At 65.0% G+C, this 17,877-nt stretch carries 17 protein-coding genes; 6 read left to right on the plus strand and 11 right to left on the minus strand.

The window, feature by feature from the left end:
* Positions 1–17 precede the first annotated feature (17 nt).
* From QCE64_RS34605 to QCE64_RS34630, 6 genes are all read right to left on the minus strand, one after another.
* Positions 18–752 carry an ABC transporter ATP-binding protein gene (locus QCE64_RS34605; protein ID WP_309917693.1) on the minus strand — a complete coding sequence of 245 codons (735 nt, stop codon included), beginning with the start codon at positions 750–752 and terminating at the stop codon, positions 18–20.
* Positions 742–1,485 carry an ABC transporter ATP-binding protein gene (locus tag QCE64_RS34610; RefSeq protein WP_310008728.1) on the minus strand — a complete coding sequence of 248 codons (744 nt, stop codon included), beginning with the start codon at positions 1,483–1,485 and terminating at the stop codon, positions 742–744. The genes QCE64_RS34605 and QCE64_RS34610 overlap by 11 nt, the downstream gene beginning before the upstream one ends.
* The gene (locus QCE64_RS34615) at positions 1,482–2,432 is read right to left on the minus strand and encodes a branched-chain amino acid ABC transporter permease (protein WP_310008730.1); all 951 of its coding nucleotides are present in this window, start codon (positions 2,430–2,432) and stop codon (positions 1,482–1,484) included. The genes QCE64_RS34610 and QCE64_RS34615 overlap by 4 nt, the downstream gene beginning before the upstream one ends.
* A complete protein-coding gene (locus QCE64_RS34620) occupies positions 2,425–3,300 on the minus strand; it encodes a branched-chain amino acid ABC transporter permease (RefSeq protein WP_309917702.1) in 876 nt (291 codons plus the stop codon). Before QCE64_RS34620 ends, QCE64_RS34615 begins: the two co-directional genes overlap by 8 nt.
* 21 nt (positions 3,301–3,321) lie before the next feature.
* Positions 3,322–4,524: an ABC transporter substrate-binding protein gene (locus tag QCE64_RS34625; protein WP_404987840.1), complete on the minus strand. Its 1,203-nt coding sequence runs from the start codon at positions 4,522–4,524 to the stop codon at positions 3,322–3,324.
* 218 nt (positions 4,525–4,742) lie between these two features.
* Complete coding sequence (locus QCE64_RS34630) at positions 4,743–6,707, minus strand: FAD-dependent oxidoreductase (protein WP_310008732.1); 1,965 nt, start codon at positions 6,705–6,707, stop codon at positions 4,743–4,745.
* Positions 6,708–6,969: 262 nt separating this feature from the next.
* Here QCE64_RS34630 and QCE64_RS34635 point away from each other — a divergent pair, with 262 nt between their 5' ends.
* From QCE64_RS34635 to QCE64_RS34645, 3 genes are read left to right on the plus strand one after another with little or no spacing between them, the layout of a single operon-like run.
* Complete coding sequence (locus QCE64_RS34635; protein ID WP_310008734.1) at positions 6,970–7,776, plus strand: MaoC family dehydratase N-terminal domain-containing protein; 807 nt, start codon at positions 6,970–6,972, stop codon at positions 7,774–7,776.
* A gap of 15 nt (positions 7,777–7,791) precedes the next feature.
* Positions 7,792–8,952, plus strand: coding sequence for an acyl-CoA dehydrogenase family protein (locus QCE64_RS34640; RefSeq protein ID WP_310008737.1), 1,161 nt, complete (start codon positions 7,792–7,794; stop codon positions 8,950–8,952).
* Between the two features lie 12 nt (positions 8,953–8,964).
* On the plus strand, positions 8,965–10,143 hold the full coding sequence (locus QCE64_RS34645; protein ID WP_310008738.1) for a CaiB/BaiF CoA-transferase family protein: 1,179 nt from the start codon (positions 8,965–8,967) through the stop codon (positions 10,141–10,143).
* A 3-nt stretch (positions 10,144–10,146) separates the two neighbouring features.
* Here the strand turns inward: QCE64_RS34645 and QCE64_RS34650 are convergent, their stop codons facing one another.
* The 3 genes from QCE64_RS34650 to QCE64_RS34660 are packed head-to-tail and all read right to left on the minus strand — an operon-like array spanning position 10,147 to position 12,659.
* Positions 10,147–10,959, minus strand: coding sequence for a CoA ester lyase (locus QCE64_RS34650; RefSeq protein ID WP_309917716.1), 813 nt, complete (start codon positions 10,957–10,959; stop codon positions 10,147–10,149).
* Positions 10,960–10,974: 15 nt separating this feature from the next.
* Complete coding sequence (locus QCE64_RS34655; protein WP_309917719.1) at positions 10,975–11,907, minus strand: FAD-binding protein; 933 nt, start codon at positions 11,905–11,907, stop codon at positions 10,975–10,977.
* A 2-nt stretch (positions 11,908–11,909) separates the two neighbouring features.
* Positions 11,910–12,659 carry an electron transfer flavoprotein subunit beta/FixA family protein gene (locus QCE64_RS34660; protein WP_309917721.1) on the minus strand — a complete coding sequence of 250 codons (750 nt, stop codon included), beginning with the start codon at positions 12,657–12,659 and terminating at the stop codon, positions 11,910–11,912.
* A 177-nt stretch (positions 12,660–12,836) separates the two neighbouring features.
* Here QCE64_RS34660 and QCE64_RS34665 point away from each other — a divergent pair, with 177 nt between their 5' ends.
* Complete coding sequence (locus QCE64_RS34665) at positions 12,837–13,736, plus strand: alpha/beta hydrolase (protein ID WP_309917725.1); 900 nt, start codon at positions 12,837–12,839, stop codon at positions 13,734–13,736.
* Between the two features lie 117 nt (positions 13,737–13,853).
* Positions 13,854–15,050, plus strand: a complete 1,197-nt coding sequence (locus QCE64_RS34670; RefSeq protein WP_310008740.1) for an acetyl-CoA C-acetyltransferase — start codon at positions 13,854–13,856, stop codon at positions 15,048–15,050.
* Between the two features lie 21 nt (positions 15,051–15,071).
* On the opposite strand, the gene QCE64_RS34675 is transcribed toward QCE64_RS34670, so the two are convergent.
* Together QCE64_RS34675 and QCE64_RS34680 are read right to left on the minus strand one after the other, a co-directional pair.
* Positions 15,072–15,473: an SgcJ/EcaC family oxidoreductase gene (locus QCE64_RS34675; RefSeq protein WP_310008742.1), complete on the minus strand. Its 402-nt coding sequence runs from the start codon at positions 15,471–15,473 to the stop codon at positions 15,072–15,074.
* Between the two features lie 87 nt (positions 15,474–15,560).
* Positions 15,561–16,715: an acyl-CoA dehydrogenase family protein gene (locus QCE64_RS34680; RefSeq protein ID WP_309930601.1), complete on the minus strand. Its 1,155-nt coding sequence runs from the start codon at positions 16,713–16,715 to the stop codon at positions 15,561–15,563.
* A 238-nt stretch (positions 16,716–16,953) separates the two neighbouring features.
* Here QCE64_RS34680 and QCE64_RS34685 point away from each other — a divergent pair, with 238 nt between their 5' ends.
* Complete coding sequence (locus QCE64_RS34685) at positions 16,954–17,871, plus strand: SDR family oxidoreductase (RefSeq protein WP_309917737.1); 918 nt, start codon at positions 16,954–16,956, stop codon at positions 17,869–17,871.
* Positions 17,872–17,877: the final 6 nt, after the last annotated feature.

Raw genomic sequence — 17,877 nt, forward strand, 5'->3', positions numbered from 1 at the left:
CCGCAAGCACGCTTCTCCTACATGCCCAGATAGGCGCGCTGGACCCGCTCATCGCCGGCGAGCGTGCGTGCGTCGCCATGCTGCACGACTCCGCCGCCCTCCAGCACATAGGCGTGATCCGCGATGCGCAGCGCGACCTCCGCGTTCTGCTCGACCAGCAGGACATCCACGCCCGAATCGCGGATTACGTGAATCACCCGCGCGATCTGCTCGACCACGGCGGGCGCGAGTCCGATGGTCGGTTCGTCGAGCAGCAATACGCGCGGCGCGGCCATCAGCGCGCGCGCCACCGCCACCATCTGCTGCTGGCCGCCGCTCAACGTGCCGGCGGGCGCGCCGAGCTTCGCGACCAGATCGGGGAAATAGCCCATACAGCGTTCGAGATCGGCGCTGACCGCGCGGGCGTCGTCGCGGCAATACGCGCCCAGTTCGAGGTTCTCGCGCACCGTCATGCTGCCGAACAGGCGTCGCCCTTCCGGCACCAGACACAGTCCGCGCCGCACCCGCGCATCCGCCGAGGCCGCGTCCAGCGTCTCGCCGTGCAGCGTCAGACTGCCCGCCTGCGCCGGCACGAGTCCCGCGATGTATTTCATCAGCGTCGACTTGCCCGCGCCGTTCGCGCCGATCAGCGTCACGATCTGCCCGCCGCGCACCTGGAAACTCGCGCCGCGCACGGCCGGCACCGCGCCGTAACTGATCGATACGCCGGACACGTCCAGCACGATGTCGTCCTGCCTGGTCTCAATGTGCATGCTCGGCTCCGAGATACGCTTCGATGACGCGCGGGTCGCGGCGAATGTCCTGCGGCGTGCCGGTCGCCAGCATGCGTCCGTGATGCAGCACGACGATGCGGTCGCAGACCTGCATCACCGCCTTCATGTTGTGCTCGACCAGCAGCACCGAACTGCCGAACTCGTCGCGGATGCGCTCGAACACCTCAAGTGTGGCGGCGACTTCCGTCTGGTTCAGACCGGTGAGCGGCTCGTCGAGGCACAGGATGCGCGGCCGCGACGCGAACGCGATCGCAATGCTCACGAGCCGTTGCAGGCCGTGCGGCAAGGTGCCGGCGATGTCGTCGAGCTTGCCTTGCAGCCCGAGCAGACGTGCGGTCTCGCGCACCCGCTCCAGGCGCTGCGCACGCGGCACCGCCCCGAGCGTGCCGATGAGGATGTTGTCGGCCACGCTCATGCTGCGCATCAGGCTGCCGTGCTGGAAGGTGCGCGCAAGGCCTTTGCGGTTGATGCGTTCCGGCGACTTGCCGGTGACGTTCTCGCCGTCGATGACGAGCGTGCCGCGCGTCGGCGCGATGAAGCCGCTGATCAGATTGAAGGTCGTGCTCTTGCCGGCGCCATTCGGTCCTATCAGGCCCAGCACTTCGCGTTCGCGAATCTCGAAGCTCAGGTCGGAGACCGCGAGCAGTCCGCCGAAACGCCGCGCGATGTCGCGCGCTTCCAGCAAGGGTCGGGTGGCGGAACTCTGCATCATGCGCCTCCGTTCGAGCGAATGAGCGCCGCGCGGCGTGACTTCGCGCGCGTGATGCCGCCCTGCACGAAGCCCATGATGCCGCCGGGCAGCAGCAGCATCGCGAGGACGATCGCCGCGCCGTAGAAGATATGCTCGCTCGCGCCGAAGCTGAGCGTCACGCTGCCGAGCAACACCAGCAGCACCGCGCCCGCTACCGGCCCGAGCGGGTGATGCTCGCCGCCGACCTTCAGATAGGCGAGCGCCAGCGTCGACAACAGAAAGCCGAAATCGAGCGGGCTGATGACATTGTTGGCGAACGCATGCAGCGATCCCGCGATGCCCGTGACGAAGCACGAGATGCAGAAGCACGCGATCTTCACCGCATGCACGCGGATGCCGACCGAGCGCACCACGCTCTCGTTGTCGCGCACGGCGATCAGCAGCTTGCCGAACTGCGAGGTTTCGAGCACGAACAGCGCGAGCATCAGCAACCCGGCGACGAGCACGACGAACGCCGGAAAGCCGGCGCCGAACGCGGCCGGCGGGAAGATGCCGACCATGCCCGAGTTGCCGCCCAGCCAGTCCGAGCGCGTATAGACGATGCGCATCACTTCCGAGAAGGCGAAGCCGATCAGCAGGAAGTACGGTCCCTTGGTGCGCAGCGTGATGAAGCCGAAGACCGCGCCGATTGCACAGGCGAGCACGCCGCTCGCCAGCAGCGCGATCGCGAAGGGCAAGTCCCACAGCGTCGTGGACACGCCCGCCGCGTAGGCCCCGATGCCGAAGAACGCCGCCGTGGCGAAGTTCAGTTCGCCCATCAGCAACACGAAGCGCAGGCTGGACGCGTTCAAGGCCGCAATCGCGCACCACACGACGAGATTGGCCGCATAGCCGTTGCCGGCGAGAAGACTCGCGGCGCTGATCGCCAGCAACGCGAGCGCGCACAGCGCGAAAGACTTGTCACGCATGACCGAGCACTCCTTTGGGACGCACCAGCAGGACCAGCATGACGAGCACGAAGATCGCGAGATTCGCGCTCGACGGATCGAAGTAGTAGCCGCCAAAGCTTTCGATGAGCGCGATGAACACGCTGCCGAGAATCGCGCCGGGCACTGAGCCGAGACCGCCGATGACCACCGCGATGAAGCCTTTCACGAGATAGCTTTCGCCGAACTCCGGCGACACGATCGAGACCGGTGCGATCAGCGCACCCGCGATCGCGCCGAGCGCCGTCGCGACGACGAAGCCGCGAAACGCGATCGTGTTGTAGGGAATGCCTTGCAGCATCGCGGCTTCGTGATCGATCGACACGGCGCGCATCGCGCGGCCCATGCGGGTCGCGTTGAGCGACCACAGCAGGCCGCCCGCCAGCGCCACGGCCACGCCGCACAGCAGCAGCCGCTGCGCGGCGAGGGTCGCGCCGAACAGCTCGACATTGCCGCCGACGAGCGGCGGCACGGAGCGCACCGCGCCGCCGAAGACTTCGCGGAAGATCCCTTCGAACAGCAGCACGAAGCCTGCCGACAGGATGAACGAGCCGGCGAGATCGCGCTGGAAGCGGCGGAACGCGAAGCGGAACACGATGGCCCCGAGTCCCGAGGCGAGCACCACGCCCGCGACGAAGCCGCCGAGATAGGCGAGTTGCACCGGCACGCCGCGCATGACGAGCCAGGGAATCGCGACCGACACGATCAGCGCGGACAGCGTGAAGAACTGTCCGTGCGCGAAGTTCACGATACGCAGCACGCCGAAGATCAGCGTCAACCCGAGCGCGAACAACACGTACACCGAGCCGATCTGCAACGCGGTCAGTGTGAGTTGGAAGAGTGTCTGCATGATATTCGGCGATGACCTGGTTTATTGGCCGGTGCGTTGCTTGAGCTCATCCGGGCTGATGCGCGCCAGTTCCACCAGCTTGTCGCCCTGGATCTGCGTGACGATGACCGGTACGAGAATCTGCTGCGGGCTGCCGTACACGGACTTCTCGCCGAACGCGGCGCGACCGTAGAACGAATCGAAGGTAATGGCCGGCAGGGTGCCGGCGACGACCGTCGGGTCGATGCTCTGCGCCTTTTCCATCGCGGCCTTGAGCGCCTTCACGGAATCGTAGAAGCCGACCTGGATCGCGTTCAGCGACTCGCCCGTCACGCTGCGCGCGCCCTCGTTCAGCTCGCGCTGGCGTGCCGTCACGCCGGGTCCGTCGAAGGTCAGCGCGGCGCCCATGTACGCGTTGTTCGCCGCGCGTCCGCCGGTCGCGAGCAGGCCGTCCGCGCCGGTGCCCACTTCGACCACCTTCACGCCCTTCCAGCCCAGCGCGTCCATTTCCTTGAAGACGAGGCCGCCATCGGCGGGCGGGCTCGAACACAGATCGACGACGTCCGGCTTGAGGCCCGCGAGCTTGGCGGCGACCGGCTGGAATTCCGTCGTGCCACGCTCGTACCAGTCGCTCGCGACGACCTTCACGCCGACCGCTTCCCAGGCCTTGCGCGCGAGCTTCTCCGTTTCCTGGCCGGTGGCGTCGTTGGGATTGAGCAGCGCGACACTCTGGATCTTCGGGTTGGCCTGCTTCACGTAGCGCACCAGCGGCGGCGCGATTTCGATCGGCGTATTCATCTGCGTGAAGGTCAGCGGATATTTCGGACCCTTGATGCTGGCGCCCCAGGCGGTCGTGAACAACAGCACGCCCTCACGCTCGGTGAGCGACTGCAGCGCGCGCGAGGGTGCGGTGCCGAGACTGCCGCCGATATACTTCACGCCGTCGCGGCTCAGCAAGGTCTGCGCGACTTTCGCGCCGTCCGCCGCGTTGTACTTGTTGTCGTACGCGACGCACTCGTAGTTGTAGACCGTGTTCGATACCTTCACGCCGCCCGCCTTGCGGATTTCCTCGGCGGCCGCCTTGCACAGCCATTCGCTGCCCTTGCCCCAGTTCGCGCCCGAGCCCGAGAGAGGCACGGACAGTCCGATCTTGATGACGTTCGGCGAGTCGGCGAAGGCGCCGGGCGTCGCGCCCAGTGCGGCGAACCAGAGCATCAATGCGCGTTCGATCGTCTTGCGCTTCATGTGTGTCTCCTGATGGTTTCGTTTTATCGTGGGCTCATTTGACGAGCGCGGCCTGCGCGGGTCAATCGGGCCATGCGAAGTGATCCGTACGTTGGAATTCGGCTGCGCGCGCTGTGTATCGTGCAGAGCACGCGCGCGCGTAGCCGGACGGGCGTCGAGCCCGAACACGCGATGATTCATCGAACGGAACGAATGTGCGGGTGCTTGAACGCCGCGATTCAGGTGATCGAACGCGCGGCGAGATGCCCTTCGCGAATCGCCGGCTGGATGTCGCGCGCAGAGAGCGCATCGCCGACGACATGCAGTTGCGCCACGCGCGAACGCAACGCCAGCCAGAGTTCGTTCTGCGACTGGCGATAGCCGACGATCACGACCGTGTCCGCGTCGATGGTTTCGGTCCTGGCGCCGAACAGCGGCTTGATCTCGGCGCGGCCCTTGCCGACCGATACCAGTTCCGCCTGCGTGACGATGCGGAAGTCGCCGGCCTTGTGGAAGCGCTGCAGCGCGGACTGAGTGCGGCCCGTCGCTTCCATCGCGGGCGCGAACATCAGATGGCGCGTGACATAGGTCACCTTGACGCCGCGCTCGATCAGCATCTCGCAACAGCCTATCGCCTCATAGTGCCCGACGTCGTCGACGACGATTGCCGTGTCGCCATAGGCCTTCTCCCTATCCGTGATCAGGTCGAGCGATGTCAGCACGCGCGCATCCGGTGCGATCCGCACCTGCGCGGCGGGGCTGGCCGTCTGTACGAATTCATGCGCTTCGGCGGGCTGCGATCCGGTAGCCACGATGACGACGTCGGGATGTTCGGCGAGCACGTCGGCGGCGTCCATGTAGGTCGACAGACGCACGTCCGCGCCCAGCCGATAGATCTCGTTTTCCAGCCAGATCGCGATGTCGCCGATGGCGTGCAGCTTCGGCATGCGTCGCGCGTAGTTCAGCAAGCCGCCGAGATCGGCCATCGCTTCGACCAGCGTCACGCGATGTCCTTGCAGCAGCGCGACGCGCGCCGCTTCCATGCCGGCGACACCGCCGCCGACGACGAGCACGCGGCGCGAATTGTTGGTCTTGACGATCGTATCGTCCGACAAGCTCGCCTCACGTCCGACCGCGGGATTCACCGCGCATCCCATCCGTCCGCTGAAGACCCCGCCGATGCAGCCCTGGTTGCAGCCGATGCACGGCCTGACTTCATGGCCCCGCCCTTCGCGCGACTTCACGACGAGCATCGGGTCCGCGATCATGCCGCGCACGATGTTGATGAGATCGGCCGCGCCGGTCTTGAGTGCCTGTTCGGCGTCGTCGAGCGTCGCGTACCGGCCGACGATGATGCGCGGCACGGTTACGTCCTTGCCGATGTCCTCGCTGAACGGCAATTGATAGCCGACGGGCTGATCCATGCCCGCGTAGCGATCGACATGAAAGTAATAGTCGCCATGCGTGATGTTGACGAAGTCGATCAGCCCTTCGGCTTGTGCGCGCAACGCGATCGCATTGGTCTCACGCGCCGAAAGGATGCGCTGGTCCGAACTGTCGCCGATACGCATGCCGAGCGCGAACCCCGGCGACGTCGCCGCGCGAACGGCGCGCAAGGCTTCCAGCAGGAAGCGGATGCGGTTCTCGAAGCCGCCGCCATAAATGTCGGTGCGCCGGTTCAGCACCGGCGAGAAGAACTGCGAGAACAGATAGCCGTTGCCCGCGAGTATCTCGGCGCCTTGCATGCCCGCTTCCTCGACGCGCACGGCGGCTTTCGCGTACGCTTCGACGAGTTCGCCGATCTGGTCGGTGGTCATCGGAACCGGCGGTGCGACCGCATAACGCCCCGGCAGCGCCGATGCCGCCCAGGGCAAACCGCCACTCGCCGACGGGTCCGTATAGCCGCCGTGCCAGAGTTGCTGGAACAGCTTCATGCCGGTAGGCGCGATCGCCTCGACCAGCCGGCGCATCGGTGCGATGGCGCCGTCGTCGCGTACGCTCAGCGCGAAAGTCGACGAATGATGCACGGATGCACCTTCGATGATCGACAGTCCCGCGCCCCCTTTCGCCCGTTCGAGGTGATAGGCGATCAGATCGTCATTGATGTACTCGCGTGAGAAGGACGTGGCATGCGCTGTCCTGACGATGCGATTCGGAATCTCCACCGCGCCGATGCGGATCGGCGACAACACTCGTTCATACATGTGCGTATCCTGGTTCTCGCGATGCCCGGAATCGCGCCGGTCACGCGAACGCATCCATTGGAAGACCGGGAATGAACATGCGCAACCGCTGCGCGACCGCTGTTCCGTACCTCGGAACCCACTCCTGGCGGACAAAGACATAGGCTCGTCCTATGGCGGGCACACCAAATCGGTATTTCCCTGCTGGACGGTCAGCGTTTTAAAGTGGGGCTTGGACAACCGCTGGCGACGGACGCGCCGCATGCGCGCACGGAGGATTCGAATGAACAAGGAATGCGCGGTCGATATCGTCGCGCCGACTTCGGTGGCCGCACTCGCCGCCACGCTCGACTACGAGGCGTCGCCGGCTGACGGCGAAGCGCTGCCACCGCTGTGGCACTGGATCTTCTTCCGGCCGACCGTGAGGCAAACGCTGATCGCGGCGGACGGCCATCCGCAGAAAGGCGGCTTTCTTCCCGACCTTGGCTTGCCGCGCCGCATGTGGGCCGGCGGGCGCCTGCGGTTTCCGGCCCCGGTACGCGTCGGTGAACGCATCACACGCGAGTCGCGCGTGCTCGATGTGCGCGAGAAGCAGGGACGAACCGGCCGGCTCGGCTTCGTGACGGTCGCGCACCGCATCGAGAGCAACGGGACGCTGGCGATCGAGGAAGAACACGACATCGTGTATCGCGAAGCGGGCACGACGGCGTCGGCGCCCACCGCCGCACCCGCCGACGAAGCGTGGCAGCGCACGCTGATGCCCGATGAGACCTTGCTGTTCCGCTATTCCGCGCTGACCTTCAACGCCCATCGCATTCATTACGACACGCCCTATGTCACGGGAACGGAAGGCTATCCCGGCCTCGTCGTGCATGGTCCGCTGATCGCCACGCTGCTGATGGACCTGCTCAGGCGTCAACGGCCGGATGCCATCGTGCGCGAGTTTTCCTTCAAGGCGCTGCGTCCCTGCTTCGCCGGCAACGCATTGCATCTGTGCGGCCAGCCGTCCGCCGATGGCAAGTCCATCGAGTTATGGTCGAAGGACCAGGAAGGCTGGCTTGGCATGACAGCTCACGCCACGCTCGACTAACGCATACCACCCATCATGATCGAAACCAACGACGCATATCAGGACATTCGCGACGCCGTGCGCGACCTCTGCAAGCAGTTCTCGAACGAATACTTCCGCAAGGTCGATGAAGTGCGCGGCTACCCCGAAGCATTCGTCGATGCACTGACGAAAGCGGGCTGGCTCGCCGCGCTGATTCCGCAGGAGTACGGCGGCTCGGGCCTGGGTCTCACCGAGGCGTCCGTCATCATGGAGGAGATCAACCGGTCGGGCGGCAATTCCGGCGCGTGCCACGGCCAGATGTACAACATGGGCACCCTGCTGCGGCACGGCTCGACGGAGCAGAAGCAACGCTACCTGCCGAAGATCGCGTCGGGCGAATTGCGTCTGCAATCGATGGGCGTCACCGAGCCGACCACCGGCACCGACACCACGAAGATCAAGACGACCGCGGAAAAGAAAGGCGACCGCTATGTCATCAACGGCCAGAAGGTCTGGATCTCGCGCGTGCAGCATTCCGACCTGATGATTCTCCTCGCGCGCACGACGCCGCTCGCCGACGTGAAGAAGAAGAGCGAAGGGATGTCGATCTTCATCGTCGATCTGCGCGAGGCGGTCGGGCACGGTCTCACGGTCCAGCCGATCATCAACATGGTGAATCACGAGACCAACGAACTCTTCTTCGACAATCTCGAGATCCCCGCCGAGAACCTGATCGGCGAGGAAGGCATGGGCTTCAAATACATCCTCGATGGCCTGAACGCGGAGCGCACGCTGATCGCGGCGGAATGCATCGGCGACGGCTACTGGTTCATCGACAAGGTCAGTGAATACGTGAAGGAGCGCGTCGTGTTCGGCCGGCCCATCGGCCAGAATCAGGGCGTGCAGTTTCCGATTGCACGCGCGTATGTCAACGTGGAAGCGGCCAATCTCATGCGCTTCAAGGCCTGCGAACTCTTCGACGCGCACCAGCCCTGCGGGGCGCAGGCGAACATGGCGAAGCTGCTGGCCGCCGATGCATCGTGGGAAGCGGCCAACGCCTGCCTGCAGTTTCACGGCGGCTTCGGCTTCGCTGCGGAATACGATGTCGAGCGCAAGTTCCGCGAGACGCGGCTTTATCAGGTCGCGCCGCTCTCGACCAACCTCATTCTGTCGTACGTGGCCGAGCATATTCTCGGCTTGCCACGTTCTTTCTGAGGAAGCCTCGTCATGCGTCCGCTGCAAGACATCAAGGTCGTCACGCTGGAGCAGGCGATCGCCGCGCCCTTCTGCACGCGCCAGCTCGCCGACATGGGCGCGCGCGTGATCAAGATCGAACGTCCCGGCGCCGGCGACTTCGCGCGTGGCTACGACGAACGCGTCTCGGGACTGTCGTCGCACTTCGTGTGGACCAATCGTTCGAAAGAAAGCATCACGCTCGATGTCAAGCAGCCGCAGGCGCTCGAGATCGTCGAAAAGCTGCTCGCCGATGCCGACGTGTTCGTGCAGAATCTCGCGCCCGGCGCGGCGCAGCGGCTGAGCCTCGACTACGACACGCTGAGCACACGTTATCCGCGCCTGATCGTCTGCGACATCAGCGGCTACGGCGCGGATGGCCCGCTGCGCGACAAGAAAGCCTACGACCTGCTGATCCAGAGCGAGTCGGGGTTTCTGAGCGTCACGGGTTCCGACGGCGAGCCGGCGAAGGCGGGGTGCTCGATCGCGGACATTGCCGCGGGGATGTATGCGTACACGAATATCCTTGGCGCGATCATCGAGCGCGGCAAGACGGGCCGCGGCAAGCGTATCGACGTGTCGATGCTGGAGAGCATGGTCGAATGGATGAGCTTTCCGCTCTACTACGCGATCGACGGACAGACGCCGCCGCGCCCGGCCGGCGCCTCGCATGCGACGATTTTCCCTTATGGTCCGTTCCAGGCCGGCGATGGCAAGACCGTCATGCTGGGCCTGCAAAACGAGCGCGAATGGAAGAAGTTCTGCGAGATCGTGTTGCGCCGTCCCGAACTCGAAATGGATGAGAGGTACTGCGCCAACAGCCGCCGCGCCCGGCATCGCGACGAACTCACGCGCACCATTGTCGAGGCATTTGCGGACATGAGCGCCGCGCAGGTGATCGAGCGGCTGGAAGAAGCGGGTATCGCCAATGCGCGCATGAACGACATGCACGACGTCTGGCGCCATGAGCAGCTCGACGCGCGCGGCCGGTGGACGCGCGTTCGCACGCCCGTGGGCGAGATCGCCGCGCTCTATCCACCGGGCTTGAGCGCGGCGGATGAACCGCGTATGGATGCCGTTCCCGCGCTCGGCGAGCAGACCGAAGCCATACTCGGCGAGCTCGGGTACGATGCGCGTTCGATCGAACGCCTGCGCGCCGAGGGCGCGATCTGATCATCAGGAACGCGCTGTATCGAGGATCGCCTGCGCACGCATCACGACGGGCCGATCGACCATCTTTCCCTGCACCGCAACCGCCGCGCCATTCGCTTGCGCGAACGCTTCGAGCACTTCCCTTGCCCAGGCGAGTTCCGCTTCGCTGGCGGCAAAGCATCGGTTCACGGTATCGACCTGTTTCGGATGGATGCAGATTTTCCCCGCGAAGCCGCGTCGCTTTGCGTTGAGCGTGTCGGCGTGGAGTGCGGCTTCGTTGTCGATGGCGGGTGTCACGCCGTCGATCGGGGCGCCGATGTGCGCGACTCGGGAGATCAATGCGAGTTGCGCGCGGTAAGGGTCCAGTTCGCTGCCATCGGATGCCATGTTCAGGTCGGCGCAGAAATCGAGTGTCCCGAAGATCAGCCGATGCACATGCGGCGCACGCGCGATCTCCAGCGCGCGATGCATGCCTTCGGCGCTCTCGATCAGCGGGAACACGGGCATGCGGCTGCGTGTGCGCGTGACGAGTTCGATCACGTCCGTCGCGCTTTGCGCCTTCGGCAGCACGACGCCCGCAACGCCGCGCACGGTGCAGAGCCGCGCGTCCTGTTCGAACCAGGGCGTGTCGCGCGCGTTCACGCGGATCAGCACCGGGCGCCCGGGCGTGAGCCACGCGGCAATGGCTGCGCGCGCCTCGTCCTTGCGCTCGGGCGCGACGGCATCCTCCAGATCGAGGATGACCGCGTCGGCGCCGCTGTTCAGCGCCTTCGCGAATCGCTCGGGACGATTGCCGGGGACGAACAGCAGCGAACGATGACGGGTCGCGTTGGGCATCGTGGTCATCGGTCGTTACAGGCTTTGCACGAGTTCAGGCACCGCGCTGAACAGATCGCTGACGAGACCGTAATCGGCCACGCTGAAGATCGGCGCTTCCGCGTCCTTGTTGATCGCAACGATCACCTTGCTGTCCTTCATGCCGGCCAAGTGCTGGATCGCACCCGAGATGCCGACCGCCACGTACAGCTGCGGCGCGACGATCTTGCCCGTCTGGCCCACCTGGAAGTCGTTCGGCACGTAACCGGCATCGACCGCCGCGCGCGATGCGCCCAGCGCCGCGCCCAGCTTGTCCGCCAGCGGTTCCAGCGTCTTCGTGTAGTTCTCGCCGCTGCCGAGACCCCGGCCGCCCGACACGATGATGTGCGCGCTCGTCAGTTCCGGACGGTCCAGCTTCGTCACTTCGCGGCTCACGAACTGCGAGATGCCTGCATCGGCGGCGGCTTCGATCTTCTCGACTGCTGCACTGCCGCCTTCGGCTGCGACCGGATCGAAGCCGGTTGCGCGCACCGTGATGACCTTGATCGGATCGCTCGATTGAACTGTAGCAATGGCATTGCCTGCATAGATCGGACGCTCGAAAGTGTCGGCGCTGTCGACGGCCGTGATGTCGCTGATCTGCGCGACGTCGAGATGCGCGGCGATACGCGGCGCGATGTTCTTGCCGTACGCCGTGGCGGGAGCCAGGATGTGCGAATAGTCCTTCGCGATGTTCAGCACCGTGCCTTCGACATTTTCAGCGAGACCGTCGGCAAGTTGAGGCGCATCGGCGAGCAGCACCTTCGCTATGCCTGCGATCTTCGCTGCAGCATCGGCTGCGCCTTGCGCGTTCGATCCCGCGACCAGCACATGCACGTCGCCGCCGATTTTAGTTGCAGCCGCAACCGTATTGAGCGTCGCTGCCTTGATCGACGCGTTGTCGTGTTCCGCAATGATCAGAATCGTCATGTTCAGATTACCTTGGCTTCGCTCTTCAGTTTGTCGACCAGCGTCTTCACGTCCGGCACGGTAATGCCCGCGCTGCGCTTCGCAGGCTCGGTGACCCTCAATGTCTTCAGACGCGGTGCAACGTCCACATTCAGATCCGCAGGCGTCACCGTGCTCAATGGCTTCTTCTTCGCCTTCATGATGCTCGGCAGCGTCACATAACGCGGCTCGTTCAGACGCAGGTCCGTGGTGATCACGGCGGGGAGTGTCAAGGAAAGCGTTTCCGCGCCACCATCGATTTCACGCGAGACCGTGACGCGTCCGTCTGCGATCACGACTTTCGACGCGAACGTCGCCTGGGGCAGGCCCGCCAAGGCAGCGAGCATCTGCCCCGTCTGATTCGAGTCGTCGTCGATAGCCTGCTTGCCGAGAATGACGAGTTCAGGCTTTTCCTGATCGACCAGCGCTTTCAAAATCTTCGCGACGGCGAGCGGCTGAAGCTCTTCCGCCGTCTCCACCAGCACCGCACGATCCGCACCGATCGCCAGCGCCGTGCGCAAGGTCTCCTGGGCTTGCGCGACGCCACACGAAACCGCGATCACTTCCGCAGCAACGCCCGCTTCCTTCAGACGCACTGCTTCCTCGACGGCAATTTCATCGAACGGGTTCATCGACATCTTTACATTGGCGATGTCGACACCGGAGTGGTCCGACTTCACGCGGACCTTCACGTTGTAGTCGACCACGCGCTTGACTGGGACAAGTATCTTCAATGGCGTCTCCTTGCAGTATCGTGAACGGGGCTTTATCGAGGCTCCATTTGAACGTCCGCCCGACGGACGCGCAAATACCAGTTTGTTTTGCCCGTCATAGACTCGCCCTATGACACGGGCAGGCCGGTTTCTTGCAACGCGTCACGACAAGAGCCCACACATCGAGAGGACACGAAGATGAGCGCAGGAAACCGACTCGCGGGCGCACCGCAGCCGATGCATGTCTGGAAATCCGCCTCGGGCATTCCGCTCGCCGCCGACACATGGGGCGACCCGGAAAGCCCGCTCGTGGTGCTGCTGCACGGCGGCGGGCAGACGCGCCACGCGTGGGGCGAAACCGGTGCACGGCTGGGTGACGCGGGGTACTTTGCCGTCGCCTACGATGCCCGCGGGCATGGCGATTCCGGTTGGAGCGAGGACGGCGATTACAGTCTCGACGCGCTTGCGCAGGACCTCCGCAGCGTAATCGAGCAGGTACGCGGCCCGGAGACCAGCGCGCCGCCGGTGCTGATCGGTGCATCGATGGGCGGCGCGACGAGTCTCGTCGCCATCGGCGAAGGCCATGTCCCGGCGAGCGCGCTCATTCTCGTCGATATCGTGCCGTACACGGAGCCCACCGGCGTCGATCGCATTCGCAGCTTCATGCGCCAGCGTCCGGACGGCTTCGATTCGCTCGAAGCCGTCGCCGACGCCATCAGCGAATATCGTCCGACGCAAACCCGCCGGCCCAATCTCGATGGCCTCGCGAAGAACGTGCGGCTCGGCGACGACGGACGCTATCGCTGGCACTGGGACCCGCGCTTCATTCAGCGGCCGCTCGATATCGAAGGACGGCACGCCCGCCTGTCGGCCTGTGCGCGCGCCGTGTCCGTGCCGACCCTGCTCGTGCGCGGCGGCAGTTCCGATGTCGTCAGCGAGAAAGGCGTGCGGGAGTTTCTCGCGCTGTGCCCGCGCGCGGATTACGTCAACGTCGCGGAGGCCGGGCATATGGTGGCGGGCGATCGCAACGACCGCTTCGGCCATGTCGCGATCGACTTTCTTCTGCGGAACGTGCCGGTCGAAGATCGGCACGCCTGAGGCCGGCGAGCCCGGGCTGTCGAAGTACGGAAATATGCCCGCCCCGTCCTTGACGATGGAACGTGCGGACTCGCATCGTGAGCGAACGCATCGTTAATCCCCATCGAAGGACGACTCATGAGAAGAGCAGCCATCGTCTCACCCCTGCGAACGCCGGTTGGCGCATTCGGCGGCAGTCTGCGCGGCGTGCCGGTCGAAGACCTCACGCGGCCCGTGATCCAGGCAGTGCTGGAACGCACGCGCATCGATCCGGCGCGCATCGACGATGTCGTGTTCGCCCAGTCGTACGCGAACGGCGAGACACCCTGCATCGGCCGATGGGCTGCGTTGAACGCGGGCCTGCCCGTCAGCGTGCCCGGCATGCAGCTCGACCGGCGCTGCGGCGGCGGCTTGCAGGCCATCGTCACTGCGGCAATGATGGTGCAGAGCGGCGCGGCCGATGTCGTGCTCGCGGGCGGCGTGGAGAGCATGAGCAACATCGAGTACTACACGACCGACATGCGCTGGGGCAAACGCTCGGGCTCGGTGCGCTTTCACGACCGGCTCGAACGCGGGCGCGAGCGCTCGCAGCCGGAAGATCGCTTCGGCCATATCTCCGGCATGGTCGAAACCGCCGAGAATCTCGCGCGCGAATACGGCATCACCCGCGCCGAAGCCGACGCGTTCGCCGCACTCAGCCATCAGCGCGCGGCGGCGGCATGGAACGCGGGCAAGTTCGATGACGAAGTGGTGCCCATCACGGTGCCGCAGAAAAAGGGCGAACCGTCGATGTTCACGCGCGACGAAGGCATTCGTCCCGACACTACCGCCGAATCGCTCGCCCGTCTCAAGCCGGTCATGAAGGACGGCATCACCACGGCGGGTAACGCGAGCCAGCAGAACGACGCATCGGCTGCGTGCCTGATCGTCGCGGAGGACAAGCTCGATGAGCTCGAACTCTCGCCGCATGGCTATCTCGTCGGCTGGGCAGCGGCGGGATGCGAGCCGGCGCTGATGGGCATCGGCCCTGTTCCCGCCGTCGAGAGATTGTTTGCGCGCACGGGCTTCTCGTTCGATCGCATCGATCTGGTTGAACTGAACGAAGCCTTCGCCGCGCAGGCGCTTGCCGTGCTGAAGGGCTGGCGATGGGACGATCGGGAGCGCCTGAACGTGAACGGCTCGGGCATTTCGCTCGGTCATCCGATCGGCGCGACCGGGGTACGCATGTTGACCACGCTGCTGCACGAACTGCGGCGGCGCGGCGGGCGTTACGGTCTGGAGACCATGTGCGTCGGCGGTGGCCAGGGCATGGCCGCCCTCTTCGAAGCGGCGTAGGTCGAAGGCGAAGCGCGCCGTTCAGATGGGCGGCGTGTTGGGCTCGGTCGAAAAATGATGCTGGCGAATGCGCCACGCGGCATCGTGCGATGCGATCACGAGCGTCGTACGCAGCCGCGATCGCGAAGTTCTGTTGCCGGCGAGCGTGAAGGTGAACTCGCCGTAGCCTTGCGCGAGGAAACAGTCATGCGCGAGCCGGATGACGCGCTGCTCGACCAACGCGAGCGTCGCCGATTCGATCACCCCGCAATACGACGAGAAATACGCGAGGATCGCGCGCGCTCCGGCAGACTGGCCCTTGCGCCCGCCGAAGAACAGCGCGTCCGGCGCATAGAGCGCGGTCAGCGCGTGCGGATCCCAGTTGCGGGCCGCTTCGTTCCAGGCGCGTTCAACCCTGCGAAGCGTATCCAGGCATTCGTTCATGATCAATTCTCGTCGTGACATGGGAGATGCGGGCAGGAACAGGGGCCACGCGCCGTCACTATGCCTGAAACATCGTGCCTTCCCCCGCTACGGGCGCGCTTCCCGCAGCATGTTGCGTGCGATGACCAGTTGTTGCACCTGCGTCGTGCCTTCGAAAATGCGGAACAGGCGAACATCACGATAGAACCGTTCGACGCCGTACTCGCTCATGTAGCCCGCGCCGCCGTGGATCTGCACTGCGCGATCCGCGACGCGCCCGCACATTTCGGAGGCGAACAGCTTCGCGCACGAGGCTTCCGTGCTGACCTTCAGGCCATCGTCGCGACGGCGCGCGGCATCGACCACCATGCAGCGCGCCGCATACAGTTCGGCGCGGCTGTCCGCCAGCATGGCCTGAACCAGCTGAAACTCGCCGATGGCCTGACCGAACTGCTTGCGCTCGATCGCATACTGCACCGTGTCGTCCAGCATGCGCTGCGCGACCGCCACGCAGATCGCCGCGATGTGAATGCGCCCCTTGTCGAGCACTTTCATCGCGGTCTTGAAGCCTTTGCCCTCCACGCCGCCGATCAGATTCGCGGCCGGCACACGGCAGTTGTCGAAGATGACGTCGCAGGTATGGGCGCCGCGCTGGCCCATCTTCTTGTCGCGCTTGCCGAAACTCAGGCCTGGCGATCCGGCCTCGACGATGAACGCCGAGATGCCGCCCGAACTCTTGTCCTCCGGGTCGGTGCGCGCCATCAGCGTGAAGATGCCGGCCTGCGGCGCGTTCGTGATGTAGCGCTTGGTGCCGTTCACGATGTAGTCGTCGCCGTCGCGGATCGCTGTCGTGCGCAGCGACGCCGCATCCGATCCGGCCTCCGGTTCCGTCAGCGCGAACGAAGCGATGATCTCGCCCGTCGCAAGACGCGGCAGATAACGCTCTTTCTGTTCCTCGGTGCCGTCGAGCAAGATGCCCTGCGAGCCGATACCGACCGTCGTGCCGATCAGCGAGCGGAACGCGGGCGATGCACGCCCGAGCTCGAACATCGCGAGCACCTCTTCTTCCATCGTGAGTTGCAGGCCGCCGTAGGCTTCGGGAATCGTGAGTCCGAAGAGACCCATTGCCTTCATGTCGTCGACGACGTCCTGCGGAATCTCGTCGGTGTCGGCAACTTGCGCTTCGTTGGGAATCAGTCGTTCACGCACGAAGCGCGCGATGTTGTCGCGTAACACGTTCATCGTTTCGATGTCGCGGATCATGGTCTGCGGGCTCTCCGAATGCAGGGATGATGCAGTCCATGCTGCGATCCGTTCATGCAGGCGTCAACGGCCTGCCCTGCGCCGTTCCGTACTCTGGATCCGTCACAAGCAGGTACGCCATGCTTCGGTCATGCAGCTGCCTTTCGATGTACGGAAGGGCAAGAGATAGCGCATTGACATGCGCTTGCGCCGCGCATCATCGTCATGACGAACGTCCATGGATTCAACGGAGACAGACATGACGAAGCGCACTATGGAAGGCAAGGTCGTGATCGTATCGGGGGCGGGCGGCGGCATTGGCCGCGACATCGCATTGCTGATGGCCCGTTATGGCGCGCGCGTGGTGGTCAACGATATCGGCGCATCGCTCGAAGGCACCGGGCGCGACAGCTCGCCCGGCGAGCGCGTCGTCGAAGAGATCCGCGCAGCGGGCGGCGAGGCCGTCTCGAACATCGACAGCGTGGCGGACAGCGGCGCGGGCGCGCGCATCGTCGAACAGGCGCTCGATGCGTTCGGCCGCATCGATTGTGTCGTGAACAATGCGGGGATCCTGCGCGACCGCTTCTTTCACAAGATGTCGGATGACGAATGGGATGCGGTGCTCAAGGTGCATCTGTACGGCAGCTTCAATCTGAGCCGCGCCGCCGCGAACCGCTTCAAGGAACAGGAAAGCGGCGCATTCGTGCATATGACTTCGACCTCCGGCCTGATCGGCAATCTCGCGCAGGCCAACTACAACGCGGCGAAGATGGGCATCGCGGGGTTATCGAAGTCCATCGCGCTCGATCTCGGCAAGTTCAACGTGCGCTCGAACTGCATTGCGCCGTTCGCATGGAGCCGCATGGTCAGCTCGATTCCGACCGACACGCCCGAACAGGCCGCGCGCGTCGAGAAGATCAAGCAGATGACGCCCGCGAAGATCGCGCCGCTCGCGGTCTATCTCGCGAGCGACGCCGCGCGCGACGTGAACGGCCAGATCTTCACCGTGCGCAATAACGAGATCTTCCTGATGAGCCAGCCGCGTCCCGTGCGCTCCGTGCATCGCAGCGATGGCTGGACGCCCGAAGCCATCGCCGAGCACGGCATGCCGGCGCTGAAGGCATCCTTCGTGCCGATGGATCGCTCCGGCGACGTGTTCAGCTGGGACCCGATGTAACGCGAC

It is taken from the genome of Caballeronia sp. LZ043 (assembly GCF_031451075.1).
In the GTDB taxonomy this organism is placed as follows: domain Bacteria; phylum Pseudomonadota; class Gammaproteobacteria; order Burkholderiales; family Burkholderiaceae; genus Caballeronia.